The organism is Bacillus sp. 3103sda1 (genome assembly GCF_024159135.1).
GTDB lineage: Bacteria > Bacillota > Bacilli > Bacillales > Bacillaceae_G > Bacillus_A > Bacillus_A rhizoplanae.
Genome location: NZ_JAMYWS010000001.1, coordinates 2,900,306 through 2,914,893, shown reverse-complemented (window position 1 = coordinate 2,914,893; position 14,588 = coordinate 2,900,306). Strand labels below are relative to the sequence as shown.

The window sequence follows — 14,588 nt, the reverse complement described above, 5'->3', positions numbered from 1 at the left end:
TGAATAGTCAATTTTTATTGTATATTTCTAAATTATAAGTTTTATTTTTTGTTAACGGTTAGTAAGTCTTTCTCTTTAAGGTTATGAGAAAACAAAGAAGATAGGCAGGGGATAATTACCTGTAATCGTCCGATTGATAGGAGTTTTTCATTAGCTTGGATGAAAAAACAATCTAATGGAAGATTCACTTCATAACTGAAAATACGAGATGTTCTTTCGTTTTTCTTATATATCTTCATAATAAGTATGTAAGTTATTTATAAAACACTCTTTGATATAATAAGGATAGTAAAGGGGAGGGGATTATTATGACGTTTAAGATTCAAGGGATTGATCATGTACAATTAGCAGCACCAGCAGGATGTGAAGAAAAAGCACGCACATTTTATGGAGACATACTTGGATTAGAAGAAATTCCAAAACCTGAAGAACTAAGAAAGCGAGGAGGCTGTTGGTTTCGATGCGGAAATCAAGAGATTCACATTGGAGTAGAACAAAATTTTTCTCCTGCAAAAAAAGCCCATCCTGCTTTTTATGTTCAGCACATTGAACGTTTTCAAGATGATCTAAAACAAAAAGGGGTTTCTGTTATAGTCGATACAGCACGTCCTGATGTTACAAGATTTTATGTATCAGATCCATTTGGAAACCGCATTGAATTTATGGAGCAAAAAGGAGTATGAATTTGGTATAAAAAAGCGAGATGGATAATATTCCATCTCGCTTTTAACCTCTTCTAAATAACCCTAATACTTCCACTGTTTCTGTAATGTTTACAAACGCTTGCGGATCAACTTCAGAAATTATAGATTTCATTCCAGCTAGTTCTTCTCGAGAAATTACGGTCATTAATACATGTTTTTTCTCATTTGAGTATGCACCTTCTCCGTCGAGTAAGGTAATTCCGCGCACAAGACTGGAAAGGAGCTTTTCTTTCATTTTTTCTGCGTGACTTGTTACAATCATTAGAGTAATTTTTCGATGTTTTGTGTGAACAGCATCAAGTACTTTTCCTGTAACAAAAATAGATAATAAGCTGTTTAAGGCAGTATCCCAATCGAAGAAAAATCCAGAAATAATGATTACAATAGTATTAAGTACGATTAAGATTCCGCCAAGCTGAATATCTTTTTTACGTGAAAGTAACATACCGATAATATCAAATCCACCTGTTGAACCAGCGCAGTTGAAAACAAGTCCAATACCTGCACCGGCAATTACACCACCAAATAACGAAGAAAGTAGTGGGTCGGATGCGACTGCATGCACAGGAATAACGTATAATGCTGCCGAAAGTGTGATAACTGATACGATTGTGTAACCGATAAATCGTTTGCCAAGTCCAATATACCCTAAAATAAGAATAGGTAAGTTTAATAAAAAGTTTACTATTCCAGTATTAAATGGGGTTAAGATTCCAATGATAATTGCAATTCCACTAATCCCACTGCTTAAAATCTTGTGGGGGATAAGGAAAAGATTAAAAGAAAGTGCTACAACTAAAGACCCTAAAATCACTCCAAGTAATCGATACATATCTTTCCCGTCCTTCACTAAAAATGCTCTATATACAAACTCACATTAATTCAAAATTATATATGAGTTTGTAATATTTGAGGGAAAACAGTTTATTTAGGGAAATTAGATTAGTTTGAAAAATGGAAGCGATTTCTGTTCTTGGAAAGGGGAGAGGGTAAATATGAAAATTCAAGCGTTTCAGCAAAAGAGTCCGTTGAAAAGAGAATGTGAAGATGCGCTGATTTGTAATGAAGGTTTGAAGCTATATGGTGTGTGTGATGGGGCGACGCCGCTTATTGAGTTTCAAGATGAGAATGGGCATAACGGAGCATATTTAGCTTCGCATTTGTTTCAGCAACACTTTGAATCTATTTCAGATGTGGATTTCTTGCAAAATGAAGTTGCTAAAGCAAATCAGTTGTTGCAAGAAAAAATGCAATCCTATCATATTGATACAACAAAAAAAGATCAACTTTGGTGTACGTGTATTGCCGCTATTTATATAACAGATAAAACGATAGAATATGCGCAGCTTGGAGATTGTATGATTGTTGCTAAGTTTTTTGATGGAACAGTTCAAGTACTTACGGAAGACACTGTGAAAGGGATTAGTAAACGGGCAAAGCAAAAGCGTGAAGAAGATCGTCAAAAAGGACTTTCTGTTCCGAGTGAAGCAATATTTGATGATAGAAAGGAGCAATTAAGCTACAATCGTTATATGGCAAATATTCCAAACGGATATTCTGTTGCAAATGGGATGAGTGAAGTAGTCCTGTTTATTCAGCAAGGGAAATTTTTACGACAAGAAATTACAGATTTATTTATTTGTTCAGATGGCTTGTTTCACCCAGAGTGGCAGCTAGAAAAAAGTGCACAATTTGTGTGGGAACATGGTATTACACAATACGTACAAATAATAGAGGAATTAGAAGCGAAACAGTTTGTTCGTCCAGATGATAAAACAGCAATTATCATTCGTCTGTAAAGGGTGAGACTATGCATATTCAAAAAGCAAATCTATCTTTTCGTGATCCGCTGCAACCATTGCAAGCTGTTAAACAAATTATTATTCATCATACAGCGGAAAATGGATGGGATATATATAAAACGCATGATTTTCATCAAAATAATCAAGGTTGGAGCGGAATTGGCTACAATTATTTTCTTGAAGAAGATGGTACTATTTATGAAGGTCGAGGACTGTATATAGGAGCTCATGCGAAAGGATATAATACTGAGAGTATAGGGATTTGCATGTCTGGAAATTTTGATGTCTATGACCCAGCACCAGTACAAATGCTTTCTTTGCATTGGCTATGTAAACAGTTAATGCGTCAGTTTTCTTTGTATAGTGACCAGGTTCTTGGTCATTGCGAGTTAGATGGGGTAACAAAGACGTGTCCTGGAACACGTTTTTCAATGACAGAATTGCGCAGCATTCTATCCCGCATTAACGGGCAGTAAGTCAGAGAGATGCGAGGAAGATAGGTGGGGGAAACTGCCCATAAAAGCCTGATTGGTTCAACTAACCATCAGTGGGGGATGAAAAATCCCCGCTGATGGAAGTTTCACTTTATCTAATAATGAAAAAGGAGATTTATAGCATGATATTTATGAAATTACCAAATGAGAAAAAAGAAGCACTTGTAGAACATATTCAACAGTTTTTTGAAGAGGAAGGGCTAGAAGAGATTGGTCGTTTTCAAGCGGAACGTTTAATTGAAGAAATGATAAAAGAACTAGGGCCGCATATATATAATAAAGCGATAGGAGACGCTAGAAAGCTTGTCGCAGATAAACTTATAAATTTAGAAGAAGATTTATATGTATTAGAAAAGCCAGTTAAGTAGCCAGTTGAATACATTTAATTTCGCGATTCACTCGGTCAAGCATCCGGGTTTCAATTTTATCAATATCGAATAATTGAATTTGCGCTTGATTATAAGACACCACATGTAAGTTTACACAAAGGAAAGAGGCTAACTCACATTTTAGTGAGTTAGCCTCTTTTTGTCCAAATTGCCTTTGTATAAGCAATTTTCATTCCAGTTCGTTCCATATTATTTTGGCTAATGCTTCCGAAGCGTGCTTGCCCAACGACTAACTCGCAACCTAATTGTTTGGCTGCATTCATTCGGTGTTTAAGTAAAGCGGTTTGACAGCCGTTTCCTTGTAAATGAGGTAAAGTAGCTGAAGCTGCTAGGGAAGCAATGCCTTTATTAGTATATAAAACACCAATTGCAGCTGGGGCGTTTTCAATAAGAGCTAAATAAAAATGCCAGCCTTCTTGTCCATATAACACTTTGTTATTTTGACTAACACCGTCTATGGTGAAAGTAGGCATGCCAAAGCTTTTTACATAAATATCTCCGAAGATGTGAAACTCATATTCTTCTAAATCTCGAACGATGAGTTTATTTGAAATAGTATTTTCCGTTACGTCTCCATAAAGAGTGGTATGAAAGTCCGTTTGATAAAACCCTTTTTTGGACAAATACTCAAATAGTTCAGGAGTTGAATGAGCAGGAGTTATTTCAAAGCGACAAGGAACGTCTTGTTTTTTGTAATAATCGATTATCTCATCTATTTCCTTTTTATCAGTAAATGTTACACCTTTTACAGTATTGAAAGAAGGGCCTGGGATTCCTTTTGCTGAAAAGGCCATTGCACTTCCAAAAGTTTGGATATCGATGCCCATTGGGTTATTTTCTTGTTCTTGAATGGTTTTCAATCTCGAATACATCATGTCTATTTCAGATTGCTCTAATCGTTTTGCTAACTCTACATTCATAACATGTTTCATATTTTTATTTATTCACCTTTCCTGATTATTAGAGATTTTGTTCACTATGTACCTAATACGCCATATTTTTTCTGCTTCCTTTTTAATTGTGTGGATTGTGAATAAAGTTTGATTAAAACCCTATAATTTAAACAGGATTTTTCTTTTTATGTTCTTGTCGATGATGTAAAATTCCAGTTTGTTACTTTACTATAGGCCCTTTGTTGAATAAGAGTTGTTCTAGTAGGGGGAAATGTAGCATCTGCGAATTGTGCTACCACATGTCCAATAATGAATATAGCCCACGGGTAAACTGGTTCGTATATTCGGCTAAAAAAAGGTTTTCATAAATTAAGTTTTTTTGTCACAATTGAAACCCTCTATTCGTCTTGATTAATGAAAAGAATAGGAGGGATTTAAATGAATAAATTTGATGTCGCCATTATTGGTGGTGGGTTTGCTGGATTAACAGCTGCTCTTTTTCTAGCAAAGGAAGGTAAGAAGGTAGTGGTGCTTGAGAAATCAGACCGATACGGAGGACGGTCGATGACCATTAATAAAAATGGCGTTCTCATGAACCTAGGTGCACATGCCCTTTATAGAGGCGGTGAAGCAATGAAGATATTTGATGAACTCGGGATTACAATCAAGGGAAATGAACCGTCTACGGGTGCACATGTTATTTGGAAAAATGAGGTTTATCAAGTACCGATGGGTTTACGTTCCTTATTTTCGAAGCAATTTCTTAATGGTTTAGGGAAGGTCCGTCTTGCAAAGCTTATGTTTCATCTCAGTAAAATGGATGTGAATTCGGTTTCAAATGAAAGCGTGCAAGCTTGGGCAGAAAGGGAAATCATTGATCCAATGGTACGCCACTTCTTTTATGCACTATGTAGATTAACCACTCTAACATATGCTCCAAGTATACAGCTAGCTCGTCCAGTTTTGAGACAAATCCAGAGGGGTATGAAAGAAGGTGTTCTCTATGTCGACCATGGTTGGGAATCTATTGTAACCGAATTAAGGTCTAAAGCTGTTAGTTTCGGTGTTAAACTTCTTGAATCTATGAATGTGAATAGTATTGACCATAATGGCCAAGTTGAACGAGTGAGTTGTGCGAATGGAGAATCGTTTGATGTAGAAAGTGTGATTATTGCAACATCTCCTAACGAAGCATGTCGTCTTGTACCCCATGTTGAAAAAACCTCGCTGTATCATTGGAAGGAGGAAGCAATTCCTGTAACCGCATCCTGCTACGATTTAGGATTAAAAACCTTGCCTAATATAAATCATCAATTTGTGCTGGGGCTTGACCAACCAGTGGCCTTTACAAATCAATCTAGGGCAGCGAAGCTGAGTAATAACGGAACATCTGTAGTTAGCTTGGTTAAATATCATGATTTGAATAGAATTTCGATAGATTCTCAAACAGATAAACAGCAATTAGAACATACAATGGATTTGCTTCATCCAGGCTGGCAAAAAGAAGTGGTCGAACAGCAATATTTACCTAAAATAACCGTTGTGCACAATTTTCCTCATACCGGTAGAACGGAAAAACCAGGTCCAGCAGTTCCAGAAATAAAGGGCCTTTATATAGCAGGAGATTGGGCAGGAGACGAGGAATTATTGGTCGATGCAGCTGTTGCAAGTGCGAAACGTGCAGCATTACACATATTGAAAAAAGATTGGGTGTTAGTATGAATCAAGAGAAAAAGAAGATGGAATTAGAACAAATTTATCAAGATTACAAGCCACTGCTTTTTTCTCTAGCATATCGAATGCTAGGAAGTGTGATGGATGCAGAAGATATTGTTCATGAATCATTCGTTACTTTTGCAAAACTTAAAGATTCCAAGTCCATTACAAGCGTAAAAGCCTATTTGTGTAAAATTACGACCAATTGTTGTATTGATCACTTAAGGTCTGCTGCCCACAAGAGAGAAACTTATGTGGGCACATGGCTTCCTGAACCGATTGTGGAAGATTACCTTGATGATCCGGCTAATTCATATTTTATGAAGGAATCTTTATCCACCGCCTATATAATGTTGTTGCAACAGTTATCTGAAGTTGAAAGAGCGGTGTTTCTTTTACGAGAAGTCTTTCAATACGACTATGATGAGATCGCCTCTATGGTGGATAAAAGCAGCACAAACTGTCGGCAAATATTTCATAGAGCAAAGAAAGGCCTTGTATATGAACCGAATGTTTACCAACAAGATTATCATCAATTTAGTCACTATGTAGAAAGGTTCACTGCGGCATTGCAAAACGGTGAAGTTTCAGAAATGATTCAAATGCTACAGAAAGATGCAACCTTTTATGCAGATGGTGGTGGTAAAGTTACAACTGCACTTAAACCTATTTATACTGCGGATCGAATTTCACACCTATTCTTGAATGTAATTAAAAGGTTACCTGAAGGTGCTTTGTTCAAATTTAAAAAGGTTAACGGTGGACCAGGAGTTGTTGTTATGATTAACGGTTACCTGGCCTACGTAATTTCATTTGAGTTTAAAGAAGGGAAAATCAATTCCATTTATATGGTGGCGAATCCTGATAAGCTTAGCCGTTTAAACGAAAATATCTAAGGGGTTATCCAAAACATCAATAAAAAATGATGTTGGGTCAACCTTGTAGTCTACGTACTTCATGATTTCGGGAGACCAAAGAGCTACTATCAGATGCAAAGTGTGTTCAAAACCTTATAGTGTACCAAATCTAGCAAAATTGGCATTAGTAGTAAGATCCTTATTCAAAAAAGGGGCACTTTAATGGAATAAGGATTACAGAAATGATCAAACTTTTTTATAAAAGAATGATTCAATTGAATATAGAAAAAGCGTGTTTTGATCAATCTTTTTTCAAAATACGCTTTTTCTATCTGCTCTTTTATCAAGGTTTATAGGGTTAATTTAATCAAACTTTATTTAAAGGTTACAAATTGTTAGACTCGTTTAGTTGTGTTTGGATATATAAATGTAAGATTGTTTCCAATTAAGCTATATGGATAGGCCGCTTTAAGAGTAAGAAACAATGATTTGACACAGTTTCGATTGCTTGAAATGAAGGATTTTCATAATAGTCGAACGAATGTAAATCTAGATATATAGAAAAGGATGGGGAAATATATATGATAAAATATCCGTTTTTACAAAAAGGGGCAACGATTGGTGTAACAGCACCTTCATCTGGTGTAGATGTAGCGTTACATAATATGTTTAAACAGTCTTGTGAAAGTATGGAAAGAAAAGGTTATACAGTCGTTTGTGGAGAAACAGTTTGGACACAAGAGAAAGCTAAATCCTCTAGTGCGAAAAAGAGAGCAAATGAATTTATTGAAATGATGCAAGATGAAAACATTGATATGATCATTCCTCCTTGGGGTGGTGAACTATTAATTGAAATACTAGAAGAAATTGATTTTGAAAAGATGAACAAGAAATGGGTACTAGGGTATTCAGACACAAGTACTTTATTATTAGCGATAACTTTAAACACAGGAATAGCGACTGCTCACGGAACAAATTTAGTAGATTTAAGAGGCGAATACTCCGATGATACAACAGCGATGTGGCAAACTGTTTTATCAACGGAAACAGGCGCTTCAATTATCCAATACTCCTCAGAGAAATATCAAAAGAAATGGCAGCATAATAATCCATCTCCGTGTGTTTTTCATTTAACAGAAGATACAAATTGGAAAACAATTTCGAATGAAAATGTGAAGATTACAGGTCGATTGCTAGGTGGGTGTATCGATGTTATTAGACATCTCATTGGCACTCCATTTGGTAGAGTGCAAGAGTTTAGGAAGAAACATTGTAATGATGATCCATTTATTTGGTATTTTGAAAACTGCGAGTTAACTACTACTGATTTACGACGTTCATTAGTTCAGATGAAACTAGCAGGTTGGTTTGATAATTGTTCAGGTATCTTATTTGGTCGCAGTGCTGCAAACCATCCAGTCAATGATTATACTGCTGAAGACGTATATAAAGAACTTACTGACGAACTTCAAATTCCAATTATTTATGATATAGACTGTGGACATATGCCTCCGCAAATTACATTTATAAACGGAGCATTTGCAGAAATTGAAGTGGAAGCTGGTAAGGGGGTAATTGTACAGCATTTTAGGTAGCAATGTGGAAGGGAAATGGTGTGAATGGAATATAAAAATATTGCGGAAAAATATCCAACACTCATTACAGAACGATTACGTTTAAGACCGTTAACAATACAGGATGCTGCTGATGTATTTGAATATGCTTCAGATCCAGAAATTGCGACGTATACAGTTTGGTATCCGCATGAAATATTACAGGACTCACAAATATTCGTACAGTCAATCCTAGATCAATATGAAAAAGGAGAAATGGCGGCTTACGGAATAGAACTGAAAAAGGAAAAGAAAATTATTGGAACGTGCGGTTTTATCGAATATGACAAGAATCATCATAAAGCAGAATTGGCGTATGCATTATCGAAAAACTATTGGCGACAAGGGTTTGCAACGGAAGCGGCGAAAGCATTTATAGGTTATGGCTTTGAAACATTACAGTTAAACCGTATTGAAGCAAGGTGTCATGCTAGTAATGTTCAATCAGAACAAGTGATGAAACGCTTAGGAATGCAATATGAGAGAACGTTGCGAAAAGATATGTACGTGAAGGGGACATATCGAGATACGAAAATATATGCGATTTTGCGAGATGAATACAATACCTAAACGGAAGAGTAATATAGAGCTTACTCTTCCGTTTGTTTTTAAAGGTGAAGACAAGAAAAAATGTATAAATATTTATCTAAATTTTCTAAAAATATTAACGAATATACCGTTCTTTTTCGGTGTTTTGTAGTATCATGAAAGAAAGAAAGAAGGAGGTGGAAATTATGACGAAAGAAAAAGAATATGCAACCTATCAAATTTGGATCAAGAAAGGTCATAAGTTATACTCTTACTTCCTAGAAATGTGTCAAAACGCAAAAAATCTATACAATACAACAAACTTCTACATTCGCCAAGTGTATACGGCTTTACGTACGGATCAACCATTACAGCCACTTCAACAAGAAGTTCTCCATACATTACAAGCACATATTGAAATCATGAATGAAAATCAACTTTGTGCCTACCAAAAACGTATGCAAAAACAGAAAGAAAAACCTGTAGAAAAGCGAAAAGAAATGAAATGTAACTTGTTTACATTCCCGACAAAAGAGAAATCGTTCCTATCGTATCATTTCTTAGATTGTTTGTTTAAAACAATGAAACAACAAGATTATATGAATTTGCCAGCGCAAACGAATCAAGCAGTTATGAAGAAGTTATATCAAAATTGGAAATCATTCTTCGCTTCTATGAAAGCATATCAGAAACATCCTTCCACTTTTACGGGTAGACCTTGCATTCCAAAATATATTAAATCATCTACGAAAGAAATTGTATTCACAAATCAAGTATGTAAGCTCCAAGATAAGTACATTCGTTTTCCAAAAACAAGCATAAAATTAAATATCGGTAAATTGTTTGGGCGAGTTGGCAATCTCAAAGAGGTACGTGTTTCTCCTGTTTACGGGAAGTTTAAAGTAGAAATTGTGACAGAAAAATCTGAGCCAACACTTGAGCATGTAGATAACCGTCGTTACATGAGTATTGATTTAGGGATTAATAACATTGCAACTATTGTAACAAATACAGGGACTAATCCTGTCTTAGTAAAGGGCAATGTTATCAAAAGTATCAATCAATACTACAACAAGAAAAAGGCTTATTTAATGGGTATTCTTCGTCATGGGAAAGAACCAAAAGAAGGACCACACACATCGAAGCGTTTAGAGAGTCTTCATGAAAAACGCTCTCTTAAAATAAAAGATCTCTTTCATAAAGCGAGTTATCACATTGTCCAGCTGGCGATTCAACAGGAGATTTCTATGATTGTGATTGGGAAAAATACATCATGGAAACAAAACAGTGAGATGGGGAAACGACAGAATCAATCCTTTTGTTATATCCCACACAATCTACTCATTGAAATGATCATCTATAAGGCAAAAAGAAAGGGTATTGCTGTACAAGTCGTGGAAGAATCCTATACAAGTAAAGCATCCTTTCTAGACAATGATACGATCCCTACTTACGGTCAGGAAAACATTCCTATATTTAGTGGAAAACGGGTCACGCGTGGATTGTATCGTACGAGAGAGAATCTTCTACTAAACGCAGATGTGAATGGATCCTATAACATCTTAAAAAAAGCAGTTTCAAAGGCGTTTGCCGATGAAATAGAGGGGTTGTGCCATCAGGCAGCTGTGTCAACTCCACTTGTGTTAAGCATCTTTTGAAGGTGATACACGAGAAACCCCCACTTCAAGATCCGAAGGAAGGAAGCGGAGGGAGTTTTCATACTTAGCTAAGTTTTTACTAATTAGTAGGAATGGAGGGGCTATATGGAGAAGGAAGAAGCGCATTTTCAAGAAATTATAGAAAGAGAGAAAGGCTTGCATCGTGGACTATCTACGAGGCAGCTGTCTATGATTGCAATCGGTGGAGCAATTGGAACAGGTTTATTTTTAGGGAGTGGCATGGCTATTGGCTTGGCTGGTCCTAGCGTAATACTTAGTTATGGGATTGGAGCCATTATTGCTTTTTTATTAATGGGGTGTCTAGCAGAAATGACAGTAGCGCATCCTACTTCTGGGTCATTTGGAGCATACGCTGAGCATTATATAGGTCCTTGGGCAGGTTTTACTGTGCGTTATGCATATTGGGCAAGTATTGTAGCAGCAGTTGGAACAGAAGTAACAGCAGTTTCAGTGTATATGAAATATTGGTTTCCTACTGCACCAGGTTGGATTTGGGTTATCCTCTTTTCAGCGTTACTTATTTTTGTAAATGCTACTAGTGTAGGGTTATTTGGAACGATTGAATATTGGTTTTCGATGATTAAAATAGTAGCTATTGTTGGTTTTATTCTTTTGGGTGCTTACGTTGTATTTGGTACTAACACAAATCCAGAAATAGGAATTCAAAATTATACAAATGCCGGTGGATTTTTACCAAATGGTTGGTGGGGCATGTGGGTTGCGGTTTGTGTAGCTTTATTTAGTTATTTAAGTATTGAAATGATTGCTGTAACGGCTGGCGAAGCAAAGGATCCAGAAAAAGCAGTTCCTAAAGCACTTCGTTCAACCATTTATCGATTAATTATTTTTTACATTTTAACATTGGCTTTTATGTTAATGATTGTTCCTTGGAAAGCTGCTGGTGTTGATAAAAGTCCTTTTGTTAAAGTAATGGAGCTATTAAATATTCCAGGTGCATCTGGCATTATGAACTTTGTTGTTTTAATCGCAGCTTTGTCTGCAATGAATAGTCAATTATATATTACAACGCGAATGATGTTTTCGCTATCTAGAGCTGGTTATGCACCAGCAAGGTTTGGTCAACTAAGCCAGAGAGGAGTTCCTGTTTCAGCCTTGTTCTTCTCAACAATTGGTATTGCACTGGCAACGGTTTTAACAATTGTTTCACCGGATCAAGCATTCATGCTCATGATGGGCATTTCAATGTTTGGAGCTATGTTTACATGGATGATGATCTTTATTATTCATTTATATTTTCGAAAAAAGTGGGTGGCATCTGGAGGAAGAAATTTACCAGTTCGGATGTGGGGATATCCATATTTAACTGCATTAGGAGCAGTGTTAATGTTTGCCATTTTAATAACAACTTGGTTTACTGACTTGTTTAAATCAACACTTACAACGGGTATCCCGTTTTTAATCGTAGTAACAGTAGGATATTTTGTTTGGAAAAAAGCAAATGAAAGAAAAATATTAGTGAACAAAGATGAAGTATCTGGTCATGTAAAGTAACAAGTAAAATAATAGTTGTGGTTTCTATTTTTTATAATTGTTGCTATAAAGTTTTTAAAAAATGAAAGCGCTTTTAAAGAGGGGAGAAAAACTATGATGATGGATGTACCACTAACAATTAGCTCGATGTTAGAAAGGGCAGAGAAGTTATTTGCAAAGAAAGAAATTATTTCTCGTACACATAGTACAATTACACGGTTAACGTATAAAGAGCTAGGTGAGCGAACGAGACGCTTGTCTAGTGCATTGCAAAAGTTAGGTGTGAAGCAAGGGGAACGAGTGGGCACACTAGCATGGAATCATCATCGTCATGTAGAAGCATATTTTGCGATTCCTAGTATTGGTGCTGTACTACATACGATTAACATTCGTTTATCTTCGCAACATATTTCTTTTATTATTAACCACGCAGAAGACCGCATTTTACTCATAGATGAAGATATGGTACCGCTTGTTGAAAAAATTCAAGGGGAATTATCAACTGTACAAGCTTATATCATCATGACCGATAAAAAAGAACTTCCAGAAACTTCACTTCAACCTGCATACCATTATGAACAACTTCTTGAAGAAGGGAATCCTAATTTTCCGCTTTTAAAAGATATCGATGAAAATATGCCAGCTGGTATGTGTTATACATCAGCTACAACAGGCAATCCGAAAGGCGTCGTTTATACACATCGCAGTACTGTTTTGCATAGTATGTCGCTTGGACTTGCAGATACAACGGCACTTTCTGAAAGTGATGCTGCTATGCCGGTTGTTCCTATGTTTCATGTAAACGCTTGGGGATTACCGTTTGCAGCAACATGGTTTGGATCAAAGCAAGTTCTTCCTGGACCGATGTTTACACCGAAGATTTTATTAGAAATGATGCAGGAAGAAAAAGTAACAATAGCAGCGGGTGTCCCAACAATTTGGCTTGGTGTGCTGCAAGAATTAGAAAAGAATCGTTATGATTTATCAAATATAAAACGAATTTTATGCGGCGGTGCAGCTGCACCGAAAAGTGTCATTGCTGCATTTGAACAAAAATATAATGTCCCATTTGTGCATGCGTATGGGATGACAGAAACAAGTCCACTAGTCACACTTGCACGTTTAAAAAGTTATGAATGTGAATTGCCATATGAGGAACAACTTACGATTCGTGCGAAGCAAGGCTATTTAGTACCTGGTGTTGAAATGAAAGTTATTGGGGAAAACGGAGATGTAGCATGGGACGGACAAGAAATGGGTGAGCTATGCCTGCGTGCTCCGTGGATTGCAGCAAGTTATTATAAAGATGAACGAACAGTAGAGGGATTTCGAGATGGATGGTTATATACAGGAGATGTCGTTACGGTTGATGAAGAAGGATGTATTAAAATTGTGGATCGAACGAAAGATGTGATTAAAAGCGGGGGAGAATGGATTTCATCTGTTGACTTAGAAAATGCTTTGATGGCGCATAAAGCAATATTTGAAGCAGCTGTTGTTGCAGTACCGCATAAACAGTGGCAAGAACGTCCTGTTGCATGCGTTGTTGTAAAACAAGATCAATCTGTTACAAAAGAAGAATTATATGACTTTTTAAAACCACAATTTGCAAAATGGTGGCTGCCAGATGAGGTTGTCTTTATGGAAGAAATTCCGAAAACTTCAGTCGGAAAGTTTTTAAAGCAAGCACTTCGAAAAGAATTGGAGCAATATTATATAGAAGATTGAAAGTGAATGTTAACTATAGTTATATTTTAGTTGACAATATAAAAAGAGCAGGGTAACATATCACATATGATATGTTACCTTATTTTGATTTATAGTTTACAAACAGGAGAAAACATAATATGAATACAAGAAATTTAGTTTTTGTAGCTTTATTTAGTGCCATTATGGCAGTTTTAGGGTTTATACCACCAATTGCTTTATCATTTACACCTGTACCGATTACATTACAATCACTTGGTGTCATGCTTTCAGGCGGTTTGTTAGGATCTCGTCTAGGGGCTCTTAGCCAATTAGTATTTTTACTTGTTGTAGCAGCGGGTGCGCCGCTGTTAGCTGGAGGACGCGGTGGATTTTCAGTTTTTGTGGGACCAAGTGCCGGTTATTTAATGGGATATGTAATTGGAGCATTTGTTATTGGATATTTCGCAGAACGTCTTCGCAACGTATCATTTCTGAAAGTATTTTTAATTAATATTATTGGTGGTATTCTCGTTGTATATTTCTTTGGTGTTATCGTACAAGCCTTTGTGATGGATATAAGTGTAGTAAAAGCAGCAAAATTAAGTGTTGTATTCTTACCGGGAGATATATTGAAGGCTGTATTTGCGGCAATTCTTGTTACAAGACTACAACGTTCATTGAAACGAACAATTTATAGTACAAATTATGAAACACGTTAAAACGTGTTTCTTTT

General features: G+C 36.2%; 14 protein-coding genes and 1 pseudogene. 13 read left to right on the top strand and 2 right to left on the bottom strand.

The window, feature by feature from the left end:
- The first annotated feature begins 308 nt into the window (after window positions 1-308).
- The gene (locus tag NKR74_RS14430) at window positions 309-683 is read left to right on the top strand and encodes a VOC family protein (RefSeq protein ID WP_253630013.1); all 375 of its coding nucleotides are present in this window, start codon (window positions 309-311) and stop codon (window positions 681-683) included.
- Between the two features lie 43 nt (window positions 684-726).
- Here the strand turns inward: NKR74_RS14430 and NKR74_RS14425 are convergent, their stop codons facing one another.
- On the bottom strand, window positions 727-1,536 hold the full coding sequence (locus NKR74_RS14425; protein ID WP_253630012.1) for a YitT family protein: 810 nt from the start codon (window positions 1,534-1,536) through the stop codon (window positions 727-729).
- Window positions 1,537-1,699: 163 nt separating this feature from the next.
- On the opposite strand from NKR74_RS14425, the gene NKR74_RS14420 reads away from it, so the two are divergent.
- From NKR74_RS14420 to NKR74_RS14405, 4 genes and pseudogenes are all read left to right on the top strand, one after another.
- On the top strand, window positions 1,700-2,503 hold the full coding sequence (locus NKR74_RS14420; protein WP_253630011.1) for a protein phosphatase 2C domain-containing protein: 804 nt from the start codon (window positions 1,700-1,702) through the stop codon (window positions 2,501-2,503).
- 11 nt (window positions 2,504-2,514) lie between these two features.
- The gene (locus NKR74_RS14415; RefSeq protein WP_253630010.1) at window positions 2,515-2,982 is read left to right on the top strand and encodes a peptidoglycan recognition protein family protein; all 468 of its coding nucleotides are present in this window, start codon (window positions 2,515-2,517) and stop codon (window positions 2,980-2,982) included.
- A gap of 140 nt (window positions 2,983-3,122) precedes the next feature.
- Window positions 3,123-3,368: a DUF2164 domain-containing protein gene (locus NKR74_RS14410; RefSeq protein WP_253630009.1), complete on the top strand. Its 246-nt coding sequence runs from the start codon at window positions 3,123-3,125 to the stop codon at window positions 3,366-3,368.
- Window positions 3,369-3,386: 18 nt separating this feature from the next.
- Window positions 3,387-3,473 (top strand): annotated as a pseudogene (locus tag NKR74_RS14405) (tryptophan 2,3-dioxygenase); the annotation flags it as partial.
- A gap of 44 nt (window positions 3,474-3,517) precedes the next feature.
- Here NKR74_RS14405 and NKR74_RS14400 read toward each other — a convergent pair.
- Window positions 3,518-4,321, bottom strand: coding sequence for a GNAT family N-acetyltransferase (locus tag NKR74_RS14400; protein WP_253630008.1), 804 nt, complete (start codon window positions 4,319-4,321; stop codon window positions 3,518-3,520).
- 399 nt (window positions 4,322-4,720) lie between these two features.
- Between NKR74_RS14400 and NKR74_RS14395 the strand changes: the two genes are divergently transcribed.
- The 8 genes from NKR74_RS14395 (at window position 4,721) to NKR74_RS14360 (ending at window position 14,574) form a co-directional block, all read left to right on the top strand.
- Window positions 4,721-6,004, top strand: coding sequence for a phytoene desaturase family protein (locus tag NKR74_RS14395; protein ID WP_253630007.1), 1,284 nt, complete (start codon window positions 4,721-4,723; stop codon window positions 6,002-6,004).
- Between the two features lie 17 nt (window positions 6,005-6,021).
- Window positions 6,022-6,894 carry an RNA polymerase sigma-70 factor gene (locus tag NKR74_RS14390; protein ID WP_253630006.1) on the top strand — a complete coding sequence of 291 codons (873 nt, stop codon included), beginning with the start codon at window positions 6,022-6,024 and terminating at the stop codon, window positions 6,892-6,894.
- A gap of 542 nt (window positions 6,895-7,436) precedes the next feature.
- Window positions 7,437-8,450 carry a S66 family peptidase gene (locus NKR74_RS14385; RefSeq protein WP_253630005.1) on the top strand — a complete coding sequence of 338 codons (1,014 nt, stop codon included), beginning with the start codon at window positions 7,437-7,439 and terminating at the stop codon, window positions 8,448-8,450.
- Between the two features lie 24 nt (window positions 8,451-8,474).
- On the top strand, window positions 8,475-9,038 hold the full coding sequence (locus NKR74_RS14380) for a GNAT family N-acetyltransferase (protein ID WP_253630004.1): 564 nt from the start codon (window positions 8,475-8,477) through the stop codon (window positions 9,036-9,038).
- 164 nt (window positions 9,039-9,202) lie between these two features.
- A complete protein-coding gene (locus tag NKR74_RS14375; protein ID WP_253630003.1) occupies window positions 9,203-10,654 on the top strand; it encodes an RNA-guided endonuclease InsQ/TnpB family protein in 1,452 nt (483 codons plus the stop codon).
- Window positions 10,655-10,759: 105 nt separating this feature from the next.
- Window positions 10,760-12,187 (top strand): amino acid permease, encoded by a 1,428-nt coding sequence (locus NKR74_RS14370; RefSeq protein ID WP_253630002.1) that lies wholly within the window; start codon window positions 10,760-10,762, stop codon window positions 12,185-12,187.
- A 93-nt stretch (window positions 12,188-12,280) separates the two neighbouring features.
- Window positions 12,281-13,894 (top strand): long-chain fatty acid--CoA ligase, encoded by a 1,614-nt coding sequence (locus NKR74_RS14365; protein WP_253630001.1) that lies wholly within the window; start codon window positions 12,281-12,283, stop codon window positions 13,892-13,894.
- A gap of 119 nt (window positions 13,895-14,013) precedes the next feature.
- On the top strand, window positions 14,014-14,574 hold the full coding sequence (locus tag NKR74_RS14360; protein WP_098306970.1) for a biotin transporter BioY: 561 nt from the start codon (window positions 14,014-14,016) through the stop codon (window positions 14,572-14,574).
- Window positions 14,575-14,588 lie beyond the last annotated feature (14 nt).

Coding starts and splice junctions, on each gene's coding strand:
- NKR74_RS14375 (WP_253630003.1), top strand. CDS start 9,203: ATGACGAAAGAAAAAGAATATGCAACCTATCAAATTTGGATCAAGAAA.
- NKR74_RS14415 (WP_253630010.1), top strand. CDS start 2,515: ATGCATATTCAAAAAGCAAATCTATCTTTTCGTGATCCGCTGCAACCA.
- NKR74_RS14430 (WP_253630013.1), top strand. CDS start 309: ATGACGTTTAAGATTCAAGGGATTGATCATGTACAATTAGCAGCACCA.
- NKR74_RS14360 (WP_098306970.1), top strand. CDS start 14,014: ATGAATACAAGAAATTTAGTTTTTGTAGCTTTATTTAGTGCCATTATG.
- NKR74_RS14390 (WP_253630006.1), top strand. CDS start 6,022: ATGGAATTAGAACAAATTTATCAAGATTACAAGCCACTGCTTTTTTCT.
- NKR74_RS14365 (WP_253630001.1), top strand. CDS start 12,281: ATGATGATGGATGTACCACTAACAATTAGCTCGATGTTAGAAAGGGCA.
- NKR74_RS14410 (WP_253630009.1), top strand. CDS start 3,123: ATGATATTTATGAAATTACCAAATGAGAAAAAAGAAGCACTTGTAGAA.
- NKR74_RS14380 (WP_253630004.1), top strand. CDS start 8,475: ATGGAATATAAAAATATTGCGGAAAAATATCCAACACTCATTACAGAA.
- NKR74_RS14395 (WP_253630007.1), top strand. CDS start 4,721: ATGAATAAATTTGATGTCGCCATTATTGGTGGTGGGTTTGCTGGATTA.
- NKR74_RS14425 (WP_253630012.1), bottom strand. CDS start 1,536: ATGTATCGATTACTTGGAGTGATTTTAGGGTCTTTAGTTGTAGCACTT.
- NKR74_RS14385 (WP_253630005.1), top strand. CDS start 7,437: ATGATAAAATATCCGTTTTTACAAAAAGGGGCAACGATTGGTGTAACA.
- NKR74_RS14370 (WP_253630002.1), top strand. CDS start 10,760: ATGGAGAAGGAAGAAGCGCATTTTCAAGAAATTATAGAAAGAGAGAAA.
- NKR74_RS14420 (WP_253630011.1), top strand. CDS start 1,700: ATGAAAATTCAAGCGTTTCAGCAAAAGAGTCCGTTGAAAAGAGAATGT.
- NKR74_RS14400 (WP_253630008.1), bottom strand. CDS start 4,321: ATGAAACATGTTATGAATGTAGAGTTAGCAAAACGATTAGAGCAATCT.